The organism is Streptomyces rubellus, assembly GCF_036323805.1.
In the GTDB taxonomy this organism is placed as follows: Bacteria; Actinomycetota; Actinomycetes; order Streptomycetales; family Streptomycetaceae; genus Streptomyces.
In genome coordinates this window covers 1-14,362 of record NZ_JAZDCX010000024.1, presented here as the reverse complement: position 1 = coordinate 14,362, position 14,362 = coordinate 1, and the positions used below count along the sequence as shown (strand labels likewise).

At 71.4% G+C, this 14,362-nt stretch carries 14 protein-coding genes and 1 tRNA gene; 7 read left to right on the top strand and 8 right to left on the bottom strand.

Annotated features, from left to right (window positions below; translation table 11 throughout):
- Window positions 1–95 precede the first annotated feature (95 nt).
- The 3 genes from V1L54_RS29555 to V1L54_RS23730 form a co-directional block, all read right to left on the bottom strand.
- Window positions 96–443, bottom strand: coding sequence for a hypothetical protein (locus V1L54_RS29555; protein WP_443076766.1), 348 nt, complete (start codon window positions 441–443; stop codon window positions 96–98).
- The gene (locus V1L54_RS29550; protein ID WP_443076765.1) at window positions 440–946 is read right to left on the bottom strand and encodes an alpha/beta fold hydrolase; all 507 of its coding nucleotides are present in this window, start codon (window positions 944–946) and stop codon (window positions 440–442) included. Before V1L54_RS29550 ends, V1L54_RS29555 begins: the two co-directional genes overlap by 4 nt.
- Before the next feature lie 365 nt (window positions 947–1,311).
- Complete coding sequence (locus V1L54_RS23730; protein ID WP_330120138.1) at window positions 1,312–1,953, bottom strand: VanZ family protein; 642 nt, start codon at window positions 1,951–1,953, stop codon at window positions 1,312–1,314.
- A gap of 170 nt (window positions 1,954–2,123) precedes the next feature.
- On the opposite strand from V1L54_RS23730, the gene V1L54_RS23725 reads away from it, so the two are divergent.
- The 3 genes from V1L54_RS23725 (at window position 2,124) to V1L54_RS23715 (ending at window position 4,581) form a co-directional block, all read left to right on the top strand.
- A complete protein-coding gene (locus V1L54_RS23725; protein ID WP_330120137.1) occupies window positions 2,124–3,329 on the top strand; it encodes a sensor histidine kinase in 1,206 nt (401 codons plus the stop codon).
- Entirely contained in the window at window positions 3,326–3,997 is a 672-nt protein-coding gene (locus V1L54_RS23720) for a response regulator (RefSeq protein ID WP_330120136.1), read from the top strand. Before V1L54_RS23725 ends, V1L54_RS23720 begins: the two co-directional genes overlap by 4 nt.
- Before the next feature lie 236 nt (window positions 3,998–4,233).
- A complete protein-coding gene (locus tag V1L54_RS23715) occupies window positions 4,234–4,581 on the top strand; it encodes a DUF1330 domain-containing protein (protein WP_330120135.1) in 348 nt (115 codons plus the stop codon).
- Window positions 4,582–5,092: 511 nt separating this feature from the next.
- On the opposite strand, the gene V1L54_RS23710 is transcribed toward V1L54_RS23715, so the two are convergent.
- The 3 genes from V1L54_RS23710 to V1L54_RS23700 all read right to left on the bottom strand — a co-directional run bounded on the left by V1L54_RS23710 (window position 5,093) and on the right by V1L54_RS23700 (window position 6,129).
- Window positions 5,093–5,509 (bottom strand): PIN domain nuclease, encoded by a 417-nt coding sequence (locus tag V1L54_RS23710; protein ID WP_330120134.1) that lies wholly within the window; start codon window positions 5,507–5,509, stop codon window positions 5,093–5,095.
- On the bottom strand, window positions 5,506–5,685 hold the full coding sequence (locus V1L54_RS23705) for a type II toxin-antitoxin system VapB family antitoxin (RefSeq protein WP_330120133.1): 180 nt from the start codon (window positions 5,683–5,685) through the stop codon (window positions 5,506–5,508). Before V1L54_RS23705 ends, V1L54_RS23710 begins: the two co-directional genes overlap by 4 nt.
- 370 nt (window positions 5,686–6,055) lie before the next feature.
- Window positions 6,056–6,129 (bottom strand) — tRNA-Gly (locus tag V1L54_RS23700).
- A gap of 573 nt (window positions 6,130–6,702) precedes the next feature.
- Here V1L54_RS23700 and dcd point away from each other — a divergent pair.
- Together dcd and V1L54_RS23690 are read left to right on the top strand one after the other, a co-directional pair.
- Complete coding sequence (dcd, locus tag V1L54_RS23695; RefSeq protein WP_330120132.1) at window positions 6,703–7,278, top strand: dCTP deaminase; 576 nt, start codon at window positions 6,703–6,705, stop codon at window positions 7,276–7,278.
- A 38-nt stretch (window positions 7,279–7,316) separates the two neighbouring features.
- Complete coding sequence (locus V1L54_RS23690) at window positions 7,317–7,829, top strand: phosphoribosyltransferase (RefSeq protein WP_330120131.1); 513 nt, start codon at window positions 7,317–7,319, stop codon at window positions 7,827–7,829.
- 46 nt (window positions 7,830–7,875) lie between these two features.
- Here the strand turns inward: V1L54_RS23690 and V1L54_RS23685 are convergent, their stop codons facing one another.
- Together V1L54_RS23685 and V1L54_RS23680 are read right to left on the bottom strand one after the other, a co-directional pair.
- Complete coding sequence (locus V1L54_RS23685) at window positions 7,876–8,781, bottom strand: Yip1 family protein (protein WP_330120130.1); 906 nt, start codon at window positions 8,779–8,781, stop codon at window positions 7,876–7,878.
- A 231-nt stretch (window positions 8,782–9,012) separates the two neighbouring features.
- The gene (locus V1L54_RS23680; RefSeq protein ID WP_330120129.1) at window positions 9,013–11,313 is read right to left on the bottom strand and encodes a heterodisulfide reductase-related iron-sulfur binding cluster; all 2,301 of its coding nucleotides are present in this window, start codon (window positions 11,311–11,313) and stop codon (window positions 9,013–9,015) included.
- Window positions 11,314–11,645: 332 nt separating this feature from the next.
- On the opposite strand from V1L54_RS23680, the gene V1L54_RS23675 reads away from it, so the two are divergent.
- Complete coding sequence (locus V1L54_RS23675; RefSeq protein ID WP_330120128.1) at window positions 11,646–12,983, top strand: PP2C family protein-serine/threonine phosphatase; 1,338 nt, start codon at window positions 11,646–11,648, stop codon at window positions 12,981–12,983.
- A 137-nt stretch (window positions 12,984–13,120) separates the two neighbouring features.
- Window positions 13,121–14,362, top strand: a 1,242-nt coding sequence (gene dnaK / locus V1L54_RS23670; protein ID WP_330120127.1) for a molecular chaperone DnaK, incomplete at its 3' end; no start/stop codon positions are given.

Here is a 14,362-nt window from a genome sequence, read left to right as displayed (position 1 = left end):
TCGGAAACAACCCGGCCCGGGCAGAAGGCGGAGAACGCCTCTGTCCGGGCCGAAGAGAGGGAGGACCCCGCAGAGCCGCCGGCCCCGGCCGCCCCTCAGCGCGCGGCCTGCGAGGTGACGCGCTGGACGGCCTCGACGGCGACGCCCGGCTGGTCGACGTGGATGTAGTGACCGCTCCTCTCGGCGGTGGAGAGCCTGCTGTCGCTGGACACCGCGAGCCACTTGCGCTGGCCCTCGGCCCAGGTCCGCTCCAGGCGCGGTCCGTACTCGGGGACGGCCGCGAGGTACGGCTGCCCGTGCTGGACCACCTCCACCGGGATGTCCCCGGCGGAACGGACCTCACCATCGGTGATGACCAGCTTCTCCGGGTTCTGTCCCTCGTGGACCGCGAGGGCCTGTGTCCGCAGCTCGGCTCCCGGGCCGGTGGCGGACTCGGGTATCACCTCGTTGGCGTCGGCGACGTGGCGTCCAGCAGCACCAGTCCCCTGACCCTGTCCTGGTGGTCGGGGGCGTACCGGGCGGCGATCACCCCGCCCAGCGAATGCCCGGTCAGGACGACCGGGTTGTCGCCGGCGACCCGGTCGAGCACCGCGGTCAGCACCTCCCCGGTGCTCTCGAAGCTCTGCGGGTCTTCCGGCTGGTCGCTGGCTCCTTCACCGAGCCGGTCGTAGGAGCAGACGCGGTTCTTCTCAGGGTCTTCTGGAAGGCGGCCATCTTGTCCATTCCGTCGCCCAGCCCGGACAGCAGGACGACGACTGGCCTGTCCTCCGCCGGGCTGCCCGAGCAGGACACGTTCACCGACATGCCTTCGACATCGATCTTCCTGGTTCCGGAGAACATGCTCTCGTCGGTGTTCCGCGCGGTGGGGGTGGTGGCGGACGGCTTCGCGCCCACCGCCGTGGACTCCTCGCAGCCCACGAGCCCCACGCCCGCCACGGCGCAGCACAGTGCGGTCACGACGGAAGCATTGATCCTGCGGAACATGATTTCTCCATGGGGGAACTGACGCCGGAAACGACTCACGAGGTGGTGCGGCGGGAACTGGGAGCACGTTGAACAGAAATGGCGAGCGGTTGTTCACCGATTCCCGCGGGTCGCCGTGTTCTGACGACGCGACAGAGCCCAGAGACGCTCCCGCGGCGATCCAGTGGCCCTGATCCCCCGGTTCTCAGGGGGCTGGCAACACCATCCCCTCGGGCGGCGGGTGCACCGCCGCCGCATCCCGCGCCGTTCTCGGTGGCGTGGTACGTCCACGAACCGTGGTCCCACCCCGCGCCCGCGGACCACCGGCCGTGCCCAGGGGAGGAACGGTCACAGCGGGACGGGGCCACCGGCGCCAGGGAGCCGGCCCGGAGCGGACTCGACGCGGCACCCCACGGTGTCCGGGGCCGCCGCGGAGCCCGGCAGGGCGAAGGCGCGCAGCTCGTCCGCCGCCGCCCGGCTGCGGAGCACCGTCCGGACGGCCAGGTAACCGAGTGCTCCGCCCAGGGTGTTGGCGACGAGGTCGTTGACGTCGACCGAACGGCCGTTGTTGAACAGGACGTACATGAGGCACTGTGTCACCTCGATCGACAGGCTGAGAAGCGCCGCCTGGACGGTGGCCCGCTTCAGCGAGGAGCCCTGCCGGGAGATCAGCGGGAGCAGCATCCCGAAGGGGACCAGCATGACCACGTTGGGCACGAAGCTGAGGTCGACGACGAGCAGGGGTACGGGCTGGACCAGCTCGTACCAGGGCACCTGGTTCGCGTACGTGCCGTAAGTCACGACGACGGGGAAGACCGTGAGGCTCAGCACCCCCGCGAGGTAGAAGGCGCCGGCCAGGCGCGTCACGGCCCGCTTCCCGGCCCACCCGGGCCTTCCCCGTGCCGCGCGGACGGCCAGCAGAAGGCAGTACACGGCCAGCAGCGGTCCCAGCACGGTGGCGGAACCGATCTCGAAGTTGATGTCGCCCATGGGGCATGCTCCTCGCTGTGACGGACAGCCACCCGTACGTCGTGCGGGCGGCGGTGCCACTCTCGCCCGCCGCACCGTGGCGGCGGATCTCCCCGAAGACGGAACCTCCGGCCGTTCACTGCGACTTTCGGCCGACCCCTGACCGGCCCCTTCCGGATACGCTCGCCGCCATGAGGTCTTGGCGAGGGCCCCGGCCGCGCGCCGTGGTGTGGTCGGTGGTGGCGGCGGTGCCGCTGTTCGGCCTCGGGCTGCTCGACCACGACTACGGCATGTTCCACGGCACCCCGGCCGGCGCGCTCAAACTCGGCTGCGCCCTGCTGGCGGCCGCCGCCCTCCTCCTCTCCCCCTGGCTCGGCCCCCGGGGACTGCCCGCGTCGGCCGGTGCCGCGGCGGTGGTGTCGCTGGGCACCACGGCCGCCGTCCGAGCCGGCCAGACGGGCGCCACGCCCCCGGACCCTTACGGCCTCACCGAACCGGTCGCGCTGCTGGCGCTGCTGGCGCTCGTCGCCTGGCGCGCGGCACCGGTGTGGGCGGCGGTGACGGCACCGGCGCTGATCGCGGCGGTCGTCCTGCGGCCGATGGCCGCCGGGGTGAAGGAGACCGGCGTCGTCGTGGCGTTCTTCTTCGCCCTGACGGCGGCGGCGGCGCTGGGCGCCGGCCTGACCGTACGCCTGGTCGCGGCGGACAGACGGCGGCGGGAGGCCGCCGTACGGCTGGAGCAGCGCGCCGAGTTCGCCAGGGACCTGCACGACTTCGTCGCCCACCATGTGACGGGCATCGTCGTCCAGGCGCAGGGCGCCCGCACGGTCGCGGACCGGAAGCCCCACCTGGTGCCGCCCGCGCTGGAGCGGATCGAGCGGGCCGGGACGGAGGCCCTCACGTCCATGCGCGCCATGGTCGGGATGCTGCGCGGGGCGGACCCGGGCTCCGCCCCGAAGGGCGCCGCCCTCACGCCGCTCGCGGGCATCGAGGAGGTGCGGTCCCTGGTGGCGGGGTTCGCCCCGGCCGGTGACGGCGACGGGGGTGGGGGCGGCCGGGCGCGGCTGCGGACGGAGGGCGAGTTCGGCGATCTGCCGGTGGAGGTGACCTCCACCGTGCACCGGGTGGTGATGGAGGCCCTGACCAACGTGTGCAAGCACGCCCGCGACTGCACCGAGGTGGACGTACGTCTGGTCCGGTCGGGGGGCCGGGTCACGGTGGAGGTGAGCGACGACGGGCGGTCGCGCTCCGCCCTGGGCCGTTCCCTGGGCGGGGGCTTCGGCCTGCGGGGACTGACCGAGCGGGTGAACATGATCGGTGGGAGCGTCCGGGCGGGCCCCGCGGCGTCCGGGGGCTGGACGGTCAGAGCGACGCTGCCGGTGGAGGAGACCGCATGACGATCCGGGTGCTGATCGCGGACGACCAGGCCATGGTCCGCACCGGCTTCGGGATGATCCTGTCCGCCGAGGACGACATCGAGGTCGTCGGGGATGCGGTGGACGGCGTGCAGGCGCTGGAACTGGCCGAACGGCACAGGCCGGACGTGGTGCTGATGGACATCCGCATGCCCAGGCTGGACGGCCTGGAGGCGCTGCGCAGACTGACCCGCCCCGGCCTGGTGAACCCGCCGAAGGTCGTCGTGGTCACCACGTTCGACGACGACGAGTACGTGCACCGCGCGCTGCGCGACGGCGCGTGCGGCTTCCTCGTCAAGGACTCCGGCCCCGCGCTGCTGGTCGAGGCGATCAGGGCGGCGGCCTCCGGGGAAGCCCTGGTCAGCCCGTCCGTCACCGTCCGCCTGCTGCGCGGCCTGGCGGGCGGCGCCGCCCCGGCCGGGCCCGGGCCCCGGGAGGAGTGGCATCCGGAGCTGTCGGCGCGCGAGACGGAGGTGGTCCGGCTGGTGGCCACGGGGCTCACCAACGCGGAGATCGCCGCTGAACTGTCCATCTCGGTGGGCACGGTGAAGACCCACCTCGGCAACGTGCAGACCAAGCTCTCCGCCCGCAACCGCGTCGAGATCGCCGCCTGGGCCTGGCGCTCCGGCCTCGCCGCCCGCCGCCGCTGACCGGCACCACTGACCGGTGCCCGGACAACCGTGACGGGCTCGCCGCCCGCACCGCCCGCCCGCCCGGCCGGGGAGTCTCGTCCGGAGCGGACAACGGGGCCGTCCCGCACTCGGACCGGTGACGCCGCCGGCGTACCGCCGCCCCGCGGGCCGCTTACCCGCCAGGTCATCGACCCCGGCGCGCCGGCGTGCCACGCTCTCGGCGTACGGAGCCCGAACGACCGGAAGGACACGCCATGTCCGCCTACGCCATAGCCCACCTGCGGGAGGCCGCCCCGCACCCGGAGATCGCCGAGTACATCGAGCGCATCCCCGCCACCTTCGAGCCGTACGGCGGCCGCTTCCTCGTGCACGCCACCCAGCACGAGGTGAAGGAGGGCGACTGGCCCGGACACGTCGTGGTGATCGGCTTCCCCGGGATCGCCGAGGCGCGGGCCTGGTGGGACTCACCCGCCTACCGGGAGATCGCACCGCTGCGCTCGCGGCACATCGAGGGCGACGTCATCCTGGTCGAGGGCGTCCCCGAGGGCTACGACCCGGCTGCCACCGCCAAGGCCATGCGGGACGCCCTGCCCGCCGAGTAGCCCTCCGGGGTGGGCCGAGCCGTGTGGTTCCGCCGCGCCCGTGGTCGGTCTCCGAGGAGCCGCGGACGGCACGGCTGTGCGGTTCGGCCTCGTCAAGGACAGGGGCCTGTCCCTCGTCCGGGCACCAGCGGGGCACCGAGAGCGCCGATGCCCGGGCGCGCACGGCGCCGGACGAGGCGAGGGCCGACCGGTGAGGGCGGCGATCCTTCGGGCGCGGACGGCACACGACGCCTGAGGTGGTCTGGACAACAAGGAAGCCCCGGGCCGCCGGCCCGGGGCTTTCGCGTGGAGCGGGCGACGGGAATCGAACCCGCGCCCTGAACTTGGGAATCACCGCGCTCTGACGCAGTCCGGGCCGCTGAGCTGCTGAGATATCCGGGGCCCGGGTGGCACCCGCCCCACCTGGTGTTCGGAGCGGGGTCGGACAGGACGCGTGTCTCGCCGCGGCCGGGTCCTTGCCGGGGCTGTGGGGCGCCGCTTTCGGGTGGTGGCCGCAGTTCGGGATGGCCGGTCAGTCGGTGGTGCCGGGCTCGGCCACCCATCGGTGGGGTTGGCCGGTGATGGCGGCGATCTGCTCGTAGTCCTCGTCGTAGTGCAGGATGCTCACGCCGTGCCGCTCGGCGGTCGCGGCGATCAGGAGGTCCGCGGTGGACAGGGCGCGGTGGTTGCCTTTGCGGATGGCCTGTACCTGGATGTCCAGGGCCCGATCCCATACCTCGTCAGGGCACGGCAGGTAGTCGAAGCCGCGCAGTAGATCGCGGATCAGCTCCGCCTCCCGGGCGTTGCGGGCTGAGTACAGCATCTCGGCCTCGACCACTCCCGTGACGGCGAGGAGGCCGCGTTGCACGAGCGGGTCGAGAAGGGTCCGAACCCCTGGTTTGGTACGGCGTGCCAGGGCGGACTTGTCGAGCAGATAGCGCACGGTCACGCTGCCCGGGCGTCGTGGGTGAGGTCGATCTCGCCGCTGTCGATGGCATCCATGAGCGCGACCCGCTTGTGCAGCTTGATCGTCTCGTCGATGGCCCGCCGAACGGCCTCAGCCTTGGTCTTCGCCCCGTACAGGCGCATCAGTTCCTCGATTGCCTGGTCATCCAGGTCGATCACGGTCCTCGACATGCTTCCCCCTCGTTGCGGACGATACCTAAACGATATCGCAGTCCTTGACCTCAAGGTATCGAATGCGCGATCGGGGGGCGTGGTCAACGCCACCGCCCTCCCCGTGCCGTCGCGCCAAGGTCCCGGGCCTTGATTCTTCCGGGCGCACTGCGGTGGCAGTCGGCCAGTTGTCCCGCGTGTGGGTGACACCGCCCAGTGACAAGGGTGTTGGGCGAAAAGTCGAACGCTACGCCGCCGTCGCACCGGCCACCGTGCTCTCCCTGTCGCCCGCATCCACCGGCGCGAACGGCGTGTGGTCGGCCGACGACGCGGCTCGGGCAAGAAGTAACCCCCAGGCAGCTGACCTGGGGGTTTGCCGTGGAGCGGGCGACGGGAATCGAACCCGCGCTCTGAGCTTGGGAAGCTCATGTTCTACCATTAAACTACGCCCGCGAGAGCGAACGATCATCGTTGCTCATCGACGCACACTGTACCGCATTCAGACCCCCCGGCGCACAGCCGCGGGGTCTTTCCGCTGTGCCCGCCCGGGTGTGTTGCCGGCATGTTGCGAGTGTGATCCCGTGCGGCGCGGGAAGGGAGTTGGGGCGTACGGTTGGCGTGGGTGCCGGTGCGGCGGGCCGGGCGGTTGATCCCCTAATGTGGCTTTCGTCGTTGACGTACCTGGGGAGAGGCAGGCGATGGAGTCCACCGTCGTTCAGTGTGCCGAAGGGCATGTTTTCAGCACCGCTACGTTCCCGATGCAGAACCTCGGCAGCAGCCGGATCGGCCCCGGACGGCTGCTGCGGTGCCCGCGCTGCGCGCGGCTGCGGCAGGCCGTTCCGGTGACGGCCCGGGCCCGGGCCGGGCGGCACTGAGGAAACGCCGAGAGAACGCCGAGGGAGCGCCGAGAGGGTGCCGGGAAGGTGTCGGACGGCCGGGTAGGCGGCCGGAGATGACGGCAGGATGAGGGAGCCGCGGGCCCGGGGTGAGATCGCCGGGCCCGCGGCCTGTCTGTACGCTCGGCACGTGCTTCTCTCAGACAAGGACATCCGGGCGGAGATCGACGCCGGGCGGGTGCGGATCGAACCGTACGAGCCGGCGATGGTGCAGCCGTCCAGCATCGACGTGCGGCTGGACCGCTTCTTCCGGGTGTTCGAGAACCACCGCTACCCCCACATCGACCCGGCCGTCGAGCAGTCGGACCTGACCCGCCTGGTGGAGCCGGAGGGGGACGAGCCGTTCATCCTGCATCCGGGCGAGTTCGTGCTCGCGTCCACCTACGAGGTCGTCACGCTGCCCGACGACCTCGCCTCCCGGTTGGAGGGCAAGAGTTCGCTGGGACGGCTGGGCCTGCTGACGCACTCCACGGCCGGGTTCATCGACCCCGGTTTCTCCGGGCACGTGACGCTGGAGCTGTCGAACGTGGCGACGCTCCCCATCAAGCTCTGGCCGGGCATGAAGATCGGCCAGCTGTGCATGTTCCGGCTCACCTCGCCCGCCGAGCACCCGTACGGCTCCGCCCGCTACGGCTCCCGCTACCAGGGGCAGCGCGGGCCGACGCCCTCGCGGTCGTATCTGAACTTCCACCGCACACAGGTCTGAGAAGGTCCGGGAACAGGCACGGGAGGAGACGGGGGCGCATGAGCGGCGGCAGCGGCGGCGGGGAGCGGGAGAAGCTGACCTACGAGCTCTTCGGACGGGCCGTCCGGGAGCTGGCGCGGGCCGTCGCGGAGGACGGCTACGAGCCGGACATCATCCTGGCGATAGCGCGCGGCGGGCTGTTCGTCGCCGGCGGGCTCGGCTACGCGCTCGACGTGAAGAACCTGTATCCGGTGAACGTCGAGTTCTACACCGGGGTCGAGGAGACGCTGGAGATGCCCGTCATGCTCCCGCCCGTGCCCAACGCCGTGGACCTGAGCCGGAAGAAGGTCCTCGTCGCCGACGACGTCGCCGACACCGGCAGGACGCTCAGGCTGGTGCACGGCTTCTGCGCGGAGCACGTGGCCGAGGTGCGCTCCGCGGTGATCTACGAGAAGCCGCAGTCGCTGGTGGAGTGCGAGTACGTGTGGAAGCGCACCGACCGGTGGATCGACTTCCCGTGGTCCGTGGAGCCGCCCGTGGTGCGGCGGCAGGGGCAGGTCCTCGAGTCCTGATCCGGTCCCTGCCGGAGCCCCCTGCCGGGTGCCGCACGGGGAGGGGTCAGAACGTGCCGAGCTTGATCAGGAACAGCAGCGCGACCAGCTGGATGGACGAGGCGCCCAGCGCCTTCGGCCAGGGCAGCTCGTGCGAGCGGCTGACCATCGAGGTGAACAGCGCGCCCGCCGCCAGCCAGGTGATCCAGCCGACGATCTGGACCAGCGAGTCGTCGCCGCCGAGGAACATCGCCAGCAGCAGCCGCGGGGCGTCCGTGATCGACATGATCAGCATGGACAGGCCGATCGTGGGCGCCCACAGCCCGTTGCCGCCGAGCTGCCGGGCCAGGGTGTGCGTGACCGCGCCCATCAGCAGGGCGGAGATCACCACGGCCACCCCGGTGATCAGGACGAACGGGATCGCGGTGGAGAGCGTGGAGTTGATCGCGTCCTCGCGGGCCTGTTCGAAGCCGAAGACGGCGAGCAGTCCGTAGAGGAAGGTGACGCCGACCGCGGGGCCCCACATGGTGTGGTCGCGCATCTGCCAGAAGGTGGCGTTGGGCCGCAGCACGATGCCGCTCAGCAACTGCTTCCAGGGCAGCCGGGGGCCGACGGGAGCGGGCTGGCCGCCCGCCCCGTAGGTGGCACCGGCGCCGTAGTCGTCGCCCTGGTGGCCGCCCGGACCGTGCACGTCGCCCACGCCGAACACCTGGGTGTGCCCGGGGTTGTCGGCGTACGGGTCGTGCCCGCCGGGCCGGCCGTGGCCCGGGTCGCCGAAGTACTCCGGCTCGCCGTGCCGGTCACCGCCCTGGCGCCACTGGGGCTGCGTCGGCTGCGGGGGCCCGTACGGCGGCCGGCCGTGCGCCGCCGGGGGCCCGTACGGCCCCGGCCCCGGAGCCTGCCGAGGGGGGTGCTGCCCATGCTGCTGTGCGCTCCGGGAGTCCCGGCCGCGTCCCATCCTGAATCCAGCCACGCCTTCGAACGTACCGTGTCGCACGGACGGCGGTGACGGTCCCCCGTCGGTGGCGGTGCCTTTGCCGCCGAGCTGTTACACCCCCTAGGGGTCCCCGGTGGGGCTGTCCCCAGGGCCGGGGGTGGTGCCCGCGGGAGGGGCGCGTGCGGGCACGCGCGGGACGCGGGCGGGGGAGACGGCGCGGCGGCCGGTCCCGCGTGGTGCGGGACCGGCCGCCGTCCGGTCGCCCGGTTACTTGGCCGGCTCGGGCTCGGGGGCCGGCTCCGGCTCGGCCGTGCCGCCGCCCGCCGGGTCGGCGGGGGTCTTCACGGAGTCCAGCAGGAGCTGGGCCACGTCCACGACCTGGAGGTTCTCCTTGGCCTTGCCCTCGTTCTTCTTGCCGTTGACCGAGTCGGTCAGCATCACCAGGCAGAACGGGCAGGCGGTGGAGACGATGTCCGGGTCGAGGGAGAGTGCCTCGTCCACGCGCTCGGTGTTGATGCGCTTGCCGATGCGCTCCTCCATCCACATCCGGGCGCCGCCGGCGCCGCAGCAGAAGCCGCGCTCCTTGTGGCGGTGCATCTCCTCGTTCCGCAGGCCCGGCACCTTGGCGATGATCTCGCGCGGCGGTGTGTAGACCTTGTTGTGGCGGCCCAGGTAGCAGGGGTCGTGGTAGGTGATCAGACCCTCGACCGGGGTGACGGGGACCAGGCGGCCCTCGTCCACCAGGTGCTGGAGCAGCTGGGTGTGGTGGATGACCTCGTACTCGCCGCCGAGCTGCGGGTACTCGTTGGCGATGGTGTTGAAGCAGTGCGGGCAGGTGGCGACGATCTTCTTCTGGGACTTCGGCTTCCTGGTGGCCGGGTCCTCGTCGTCCTCGCCGAAGGCCATGTTCAGCATGGCCACGTTCTCCTGGCCGAGCTGCTGGAAGAGGAACTCGTTGCCCAGCCGGCGGGGGGAGTCGCCGCTGCACTTCTCGTCGCCGCCCATGATCGCGAACTTCACGCCCGCGATGTGCAGCAGTTCGGCGAAGGCCTTGGTGGTCTTCTTGGCGCGGTCCTCCAGGGCGCCGGCACAGCCGACCCAGTACAGGTAGTCGACCTCGGTGAGGTCCTCGACGTCCTTGCCGACGACCGGCACCTCGAAGCCCGCCTCCCGCTGGAGCTCCTTCGTCCACTCCAGGCGCTGCTTCTTCGCCAGGCCCCAGGGGTTGCCCTTCTTCTCCAGGTTCTTGAGCATCGTGCCCGCCTCGGAGGGGAACGCGGACTCGATCATCACCTGGTAGCGGCGCATGTCGAGGATGTGGTCGACGTGCTCGATGTCGACGGGGCACTGCTCGACGCAGGCGCCGCAGGTGGTGCAGGACCACAGCACGTCCGGGTCGATGACGCCGTTCTCCTCCAGCGTGCCGATCAGCGGGCGCTCGGCCTCGGCCAGGGCGGCGGCCGGGACGTCCTTCAGCTGCTCCTCGCTCGCCTTCTCCTCACCCTCCGCGGTCTTGCCGCCGCCGGCCAGCAGATAGGGGGCCTTGGCGTGGGCGTGGTCGCGCAGTGACATGATCAGCAGCTTCGGCGACAGCGGCTTGCCGGTGTTCCAGGCGGGGCACTGCGACTGGCAGCGGCCGCACTCGGTGCAGGTGGAGAAGTCGAGGATGCCCTTCCAGGAGAAGTGCTCGACCTGGGAGACGCCGAAGACGGTCTCCTCGCCGCCCTCCTCGTCGAACACGGTCTCGAAGTCGACCGGCTTGCCGCCGGAGGTCATGGGCTGGAGCGGGCCGAGGGCCGTCTCGCCGTTGGAGGCGCGCTTGAACCAGATGTTGGGGAAGGCCAGGAAGCGGTGCCAGGCGATGCCCATGTCGATGTTGAGCGACACCGTGATCATCCAGATCATCGAGGTGCCGATCTTGATCATCGCGGTGAGGTAGATCAGGTTCTGCAGGGTGCCGGCGTCCAGCCCGTCGAAGGCAGCCACCAGCGGGTACGAGGCGAAGTACGCGGCCTCGTAGCCGTCCACGCCGTGCAGTGCGCCGTCCAGGCCGCGCAGGACGAGGATGGCGACGCCGATGGTGAGGATGACGTACTCGACGAAGTAGGCCTGCCAGGCCGTCGAGCCGGCGAAGCGCGACTTGCGGCCGGGGCGGGTGGGCAGGTTCAGCAGCCGGATGACGATCAGGGTGAGGATGCCCAGGACGGTCATCAGGCCGATGAACTCGATGTACATCTCGTACGGCAGGAAACCGCCGAGGACGGGGAGGGTCCAGTCGGCCCGGAAGAGCTGCCCGTAGGCGTGCGCCAGGGTCGGGGGCAGGGTGAGGAAGCCGATCGCCACGAACCAGTGCGCGAAGCCGACGATGCCCCAGCGGTTCATCCTGGTGTGCCCCAGGAACTCCTTGACCAGGGTGATCGTGCGCTGCCCGGGTTCGTCGGTGCGCGAGCCCGCCGGTACCGGCTGTCCGAGCCTGACGAAACGGTAGATCTGCGCGACGGCGCGTGCCAGGAGCGCAACGCCGACCGCGGTGAGTACCAGCGAGACGACGATCGCGGCGAGTTGCATGGCGGCTCCTCGAACCTGCGGGGGCGGTGCCTGCTGCTGCAAGCTTACTAAGCGGTAACTTATCCGGTCTGTTCGAGACTACCCACTGGCGGAGGCCGTCCGCAGCCACTCGTACGGTGATCTGCGTCGCTGCGGCGCCCCTTCCCGGAATCACCCGTCGGACACCTTGTCCGGGAGGCGGTGTGCGGGGATCGTCGGGATCCGGCGGCGGAGCGCCCGTGGTCCGTGGGGGCACGGTCATCCTACGGCCCGTGGCCGACAGAGACTGGCAAAGCCGCTGAAAGCGGTAAAAATGAATGAGTCGTTTTCTCGTGGGTGGGAGGAAGGTCCCTATGCGCCCTCTGAGCGCGGGGTCCGCGAGGGTCGCCACGGGCCTGTGGGGGCACCGGTGGTTCTGGCTGCTCCTGCCCTGGCTGCTCGTCGTCGGGGTCGCGACCGTGGAGATCGCCGACGCGCTGCGGGGACGCGCCTTCCACGCCGGGCCGCTGCTCTCCCCGGTGCCCGCCCTGGCCGCGATCCGCGGCGGCCCCCGCGATGTGCTGGCCCTCACCGCGGCGGCGCTGGCCGTCGGACTGACGGGCGCCGTCGGCCAGGGCTGGGGGGGCCGGGGCGAAGCGGACAACCACGTGGTCGTCCTGGCCTCGGTGGTCGCGGTCGGGCTCGCCGCCCTGCTGGCGAGCGCGGTGCGGGAGCGGCGCGAGGGCGAGCTCGACCGGATGCGCCGGGTGGCCGAGGCCGCCCAGCTGGCGGTGCTCTCCCCGGTGCCGGTCCGGGCGGGCGGGCTGCGGCTGGCGGCCGGCTACCGCGCCGCCGAGACCGACACCCTGGTCGGCGGCGATCTGTACGAGGCGGTGGTCCTGCCGACGCCGGGCCGGCCGGACCGCACCCGGCTGATCGTCGGCGACGTGCGCGGCAAGGGGCTGCCCGCGATCCGTACGGCCGCCGCGGTGCTGGGGGCGTTCCGGGAGGCGGCGCAGTACGAGTCCGCGCTCGGCACCGTCGCGGGCCGCTGCTCCCGGGCGGTGGCCCGTACCGCGGGCGACCTGGCCGGCGCGGAGGGGGAGGAGCTGTTCGTGACCGCCGCGCTGGTGGAGATCGAGGGCCCGGTGCTGCGGGTGGCCGCCCTCGGGCATCCGCCGCCGGTACTGCTGACGCCCGCCGGCTGCCGTCCGCTGGTGGCCGAGCCGCTGCCGCCGCTGGGGCTGCTGCACCAGTTCGCGGGCGCCGCGGGGGTTGCGGGCGCCGCGGACGGGGACCCGGAGGAGGACGGCGCTCCCCGGGGTGCCCAGGACGTCCAGGGCGTGCTGCCGGACGTCACCCGGTGGGAACCCGGTGACCGGCTGCTGCTGTACACCGACGGGATCGACGAGGCGCGCGACGAGCACGGCCACTTCTTCCCGCTCGGCGGCACGCTGGAGACGCTGCGCACGGCGCCCACCGAGCGGCTGCCGGAACTGCTGCTGGACGCCGTGGCCCGGCACGCCGGACGGCGGCTGCGGGACGACGCGGCCGTGCTCGTCGCCGAGTACGAGCGCCCGGGCGACCGGCTGTCCGAGGAGCCGCCCGGCGGGCTGTCGGGCCGGCTGCCCGGCAGCGGCCCGGCTCCGTCCGGGAACTGCGAGGGGGTCCGTCGGCGTATCCCCAAGAGCGGTCTCGCCGGGGGCGGTTGAGGAGACCGTGAGGCTTCTTCTGAGTCGGACCGCAAGAGGAGAGTTGAGTCCGCGTGACTCATGTCTCTTGACGCTTTCCCGGGTCTGCGGCACTCTTGAGTCAGACTTACTCAAGGTATGAGCTGGAGGAACCCGAAATGGCACGTGCGGTCGGCATCGACCTGGGCACGACGAACTCCGTCGTCAGTGTTCTCGAAGGCGGTGAGCCCACCGTCATCACCAACGCCGAGGGCGCCAGGACCACGCCGTCCGTAGTGGCCTTCGCGAAGAACGGCGAGGTGCTGGTGGGCGAGGTCGCCAAGCGCCAGGCCGTCACCAACGTCGACAGGACCATCCGGTCGGTCAAGCGCCACATGGGCACCGACTGGAAGATCAACCTGGACGGCAAGGACTTCAACCCCCAGCAGATCAGCGCCTTCGTCCTGCAGAAGCTGAAGCGCGACGCCGAGGCATACCTGGGCGAGAAGGTCACCGACGCGGTGATCACCGTCCCGGCGTACTTCAACGACCACGAGCGCCAGGCCACCAAGGAGGCCGGCGAGATCGCCGGTCTGAACGTGCTGCGCATCGTCAACGAGCCGACCGCCGCCGCGCTGGCCTACGGCCTGGACAAGGAGGACCAGACGATCCTGGTCTTCGACCTGGGCGGCGGCACCTTCGACGTGTCCCTGCTGGAGATCGGCGACGGCGTCGTCGAGGTGAAGGCCACCAACGGCGACAACCAGCTCGGCGGTGACGACTGGGACCAGCGGGTCGTCGACTACCTGGTCAAGCAGTTCCAGTCCGGTCACGGCGTGGACCTGTCCAGGGACAAGATGGCCCTCCAGCGGCTGCGCGAGGCCGCGGAGAAGGCGAAGATCGAGCTCTCCAGCTCGACCGAGACCACCATCAACCTGCCCTACATCACGGCCTCGGCCGAGGGCCCGCTGCACCTGGACGAGAAGCTCACCCGGGCCCAGTTCCAGCAGCTCACCCAGGACCTGCTGGAGCGCTGCAAGGTTCCGTTCCACAACGTGATCAAGGACGCGGGCATCCAGCTCTCCGAGATCGACCACGTCGTCCTGGTCGGCGGCTCGACCCGCATGCCCGCCGTCGCCGACCTCGTCAGGGAGCTGACCGGCGGCAAGGAGGCCAACAAGGGCGTCAACCCCGACGAGGTCGTCGCCATCGGCGCCTCCCTCCAGGCCGGTGTCCTCAAGGGCGAGGTCAAGGACGTCCTGCTGCTGGACGTCACCCCGCTGTCCCTCGGCATCGAGACCAAGGGCGGCATCATGACCAAGCTGATCGAGCGCAACACCACGATCCCGACCAAGCGCTCGGAGATCTTCACCACGGCCGAGGACAACCAGCCCAGCGTGCAGATCCAGGTCTACCAGGGC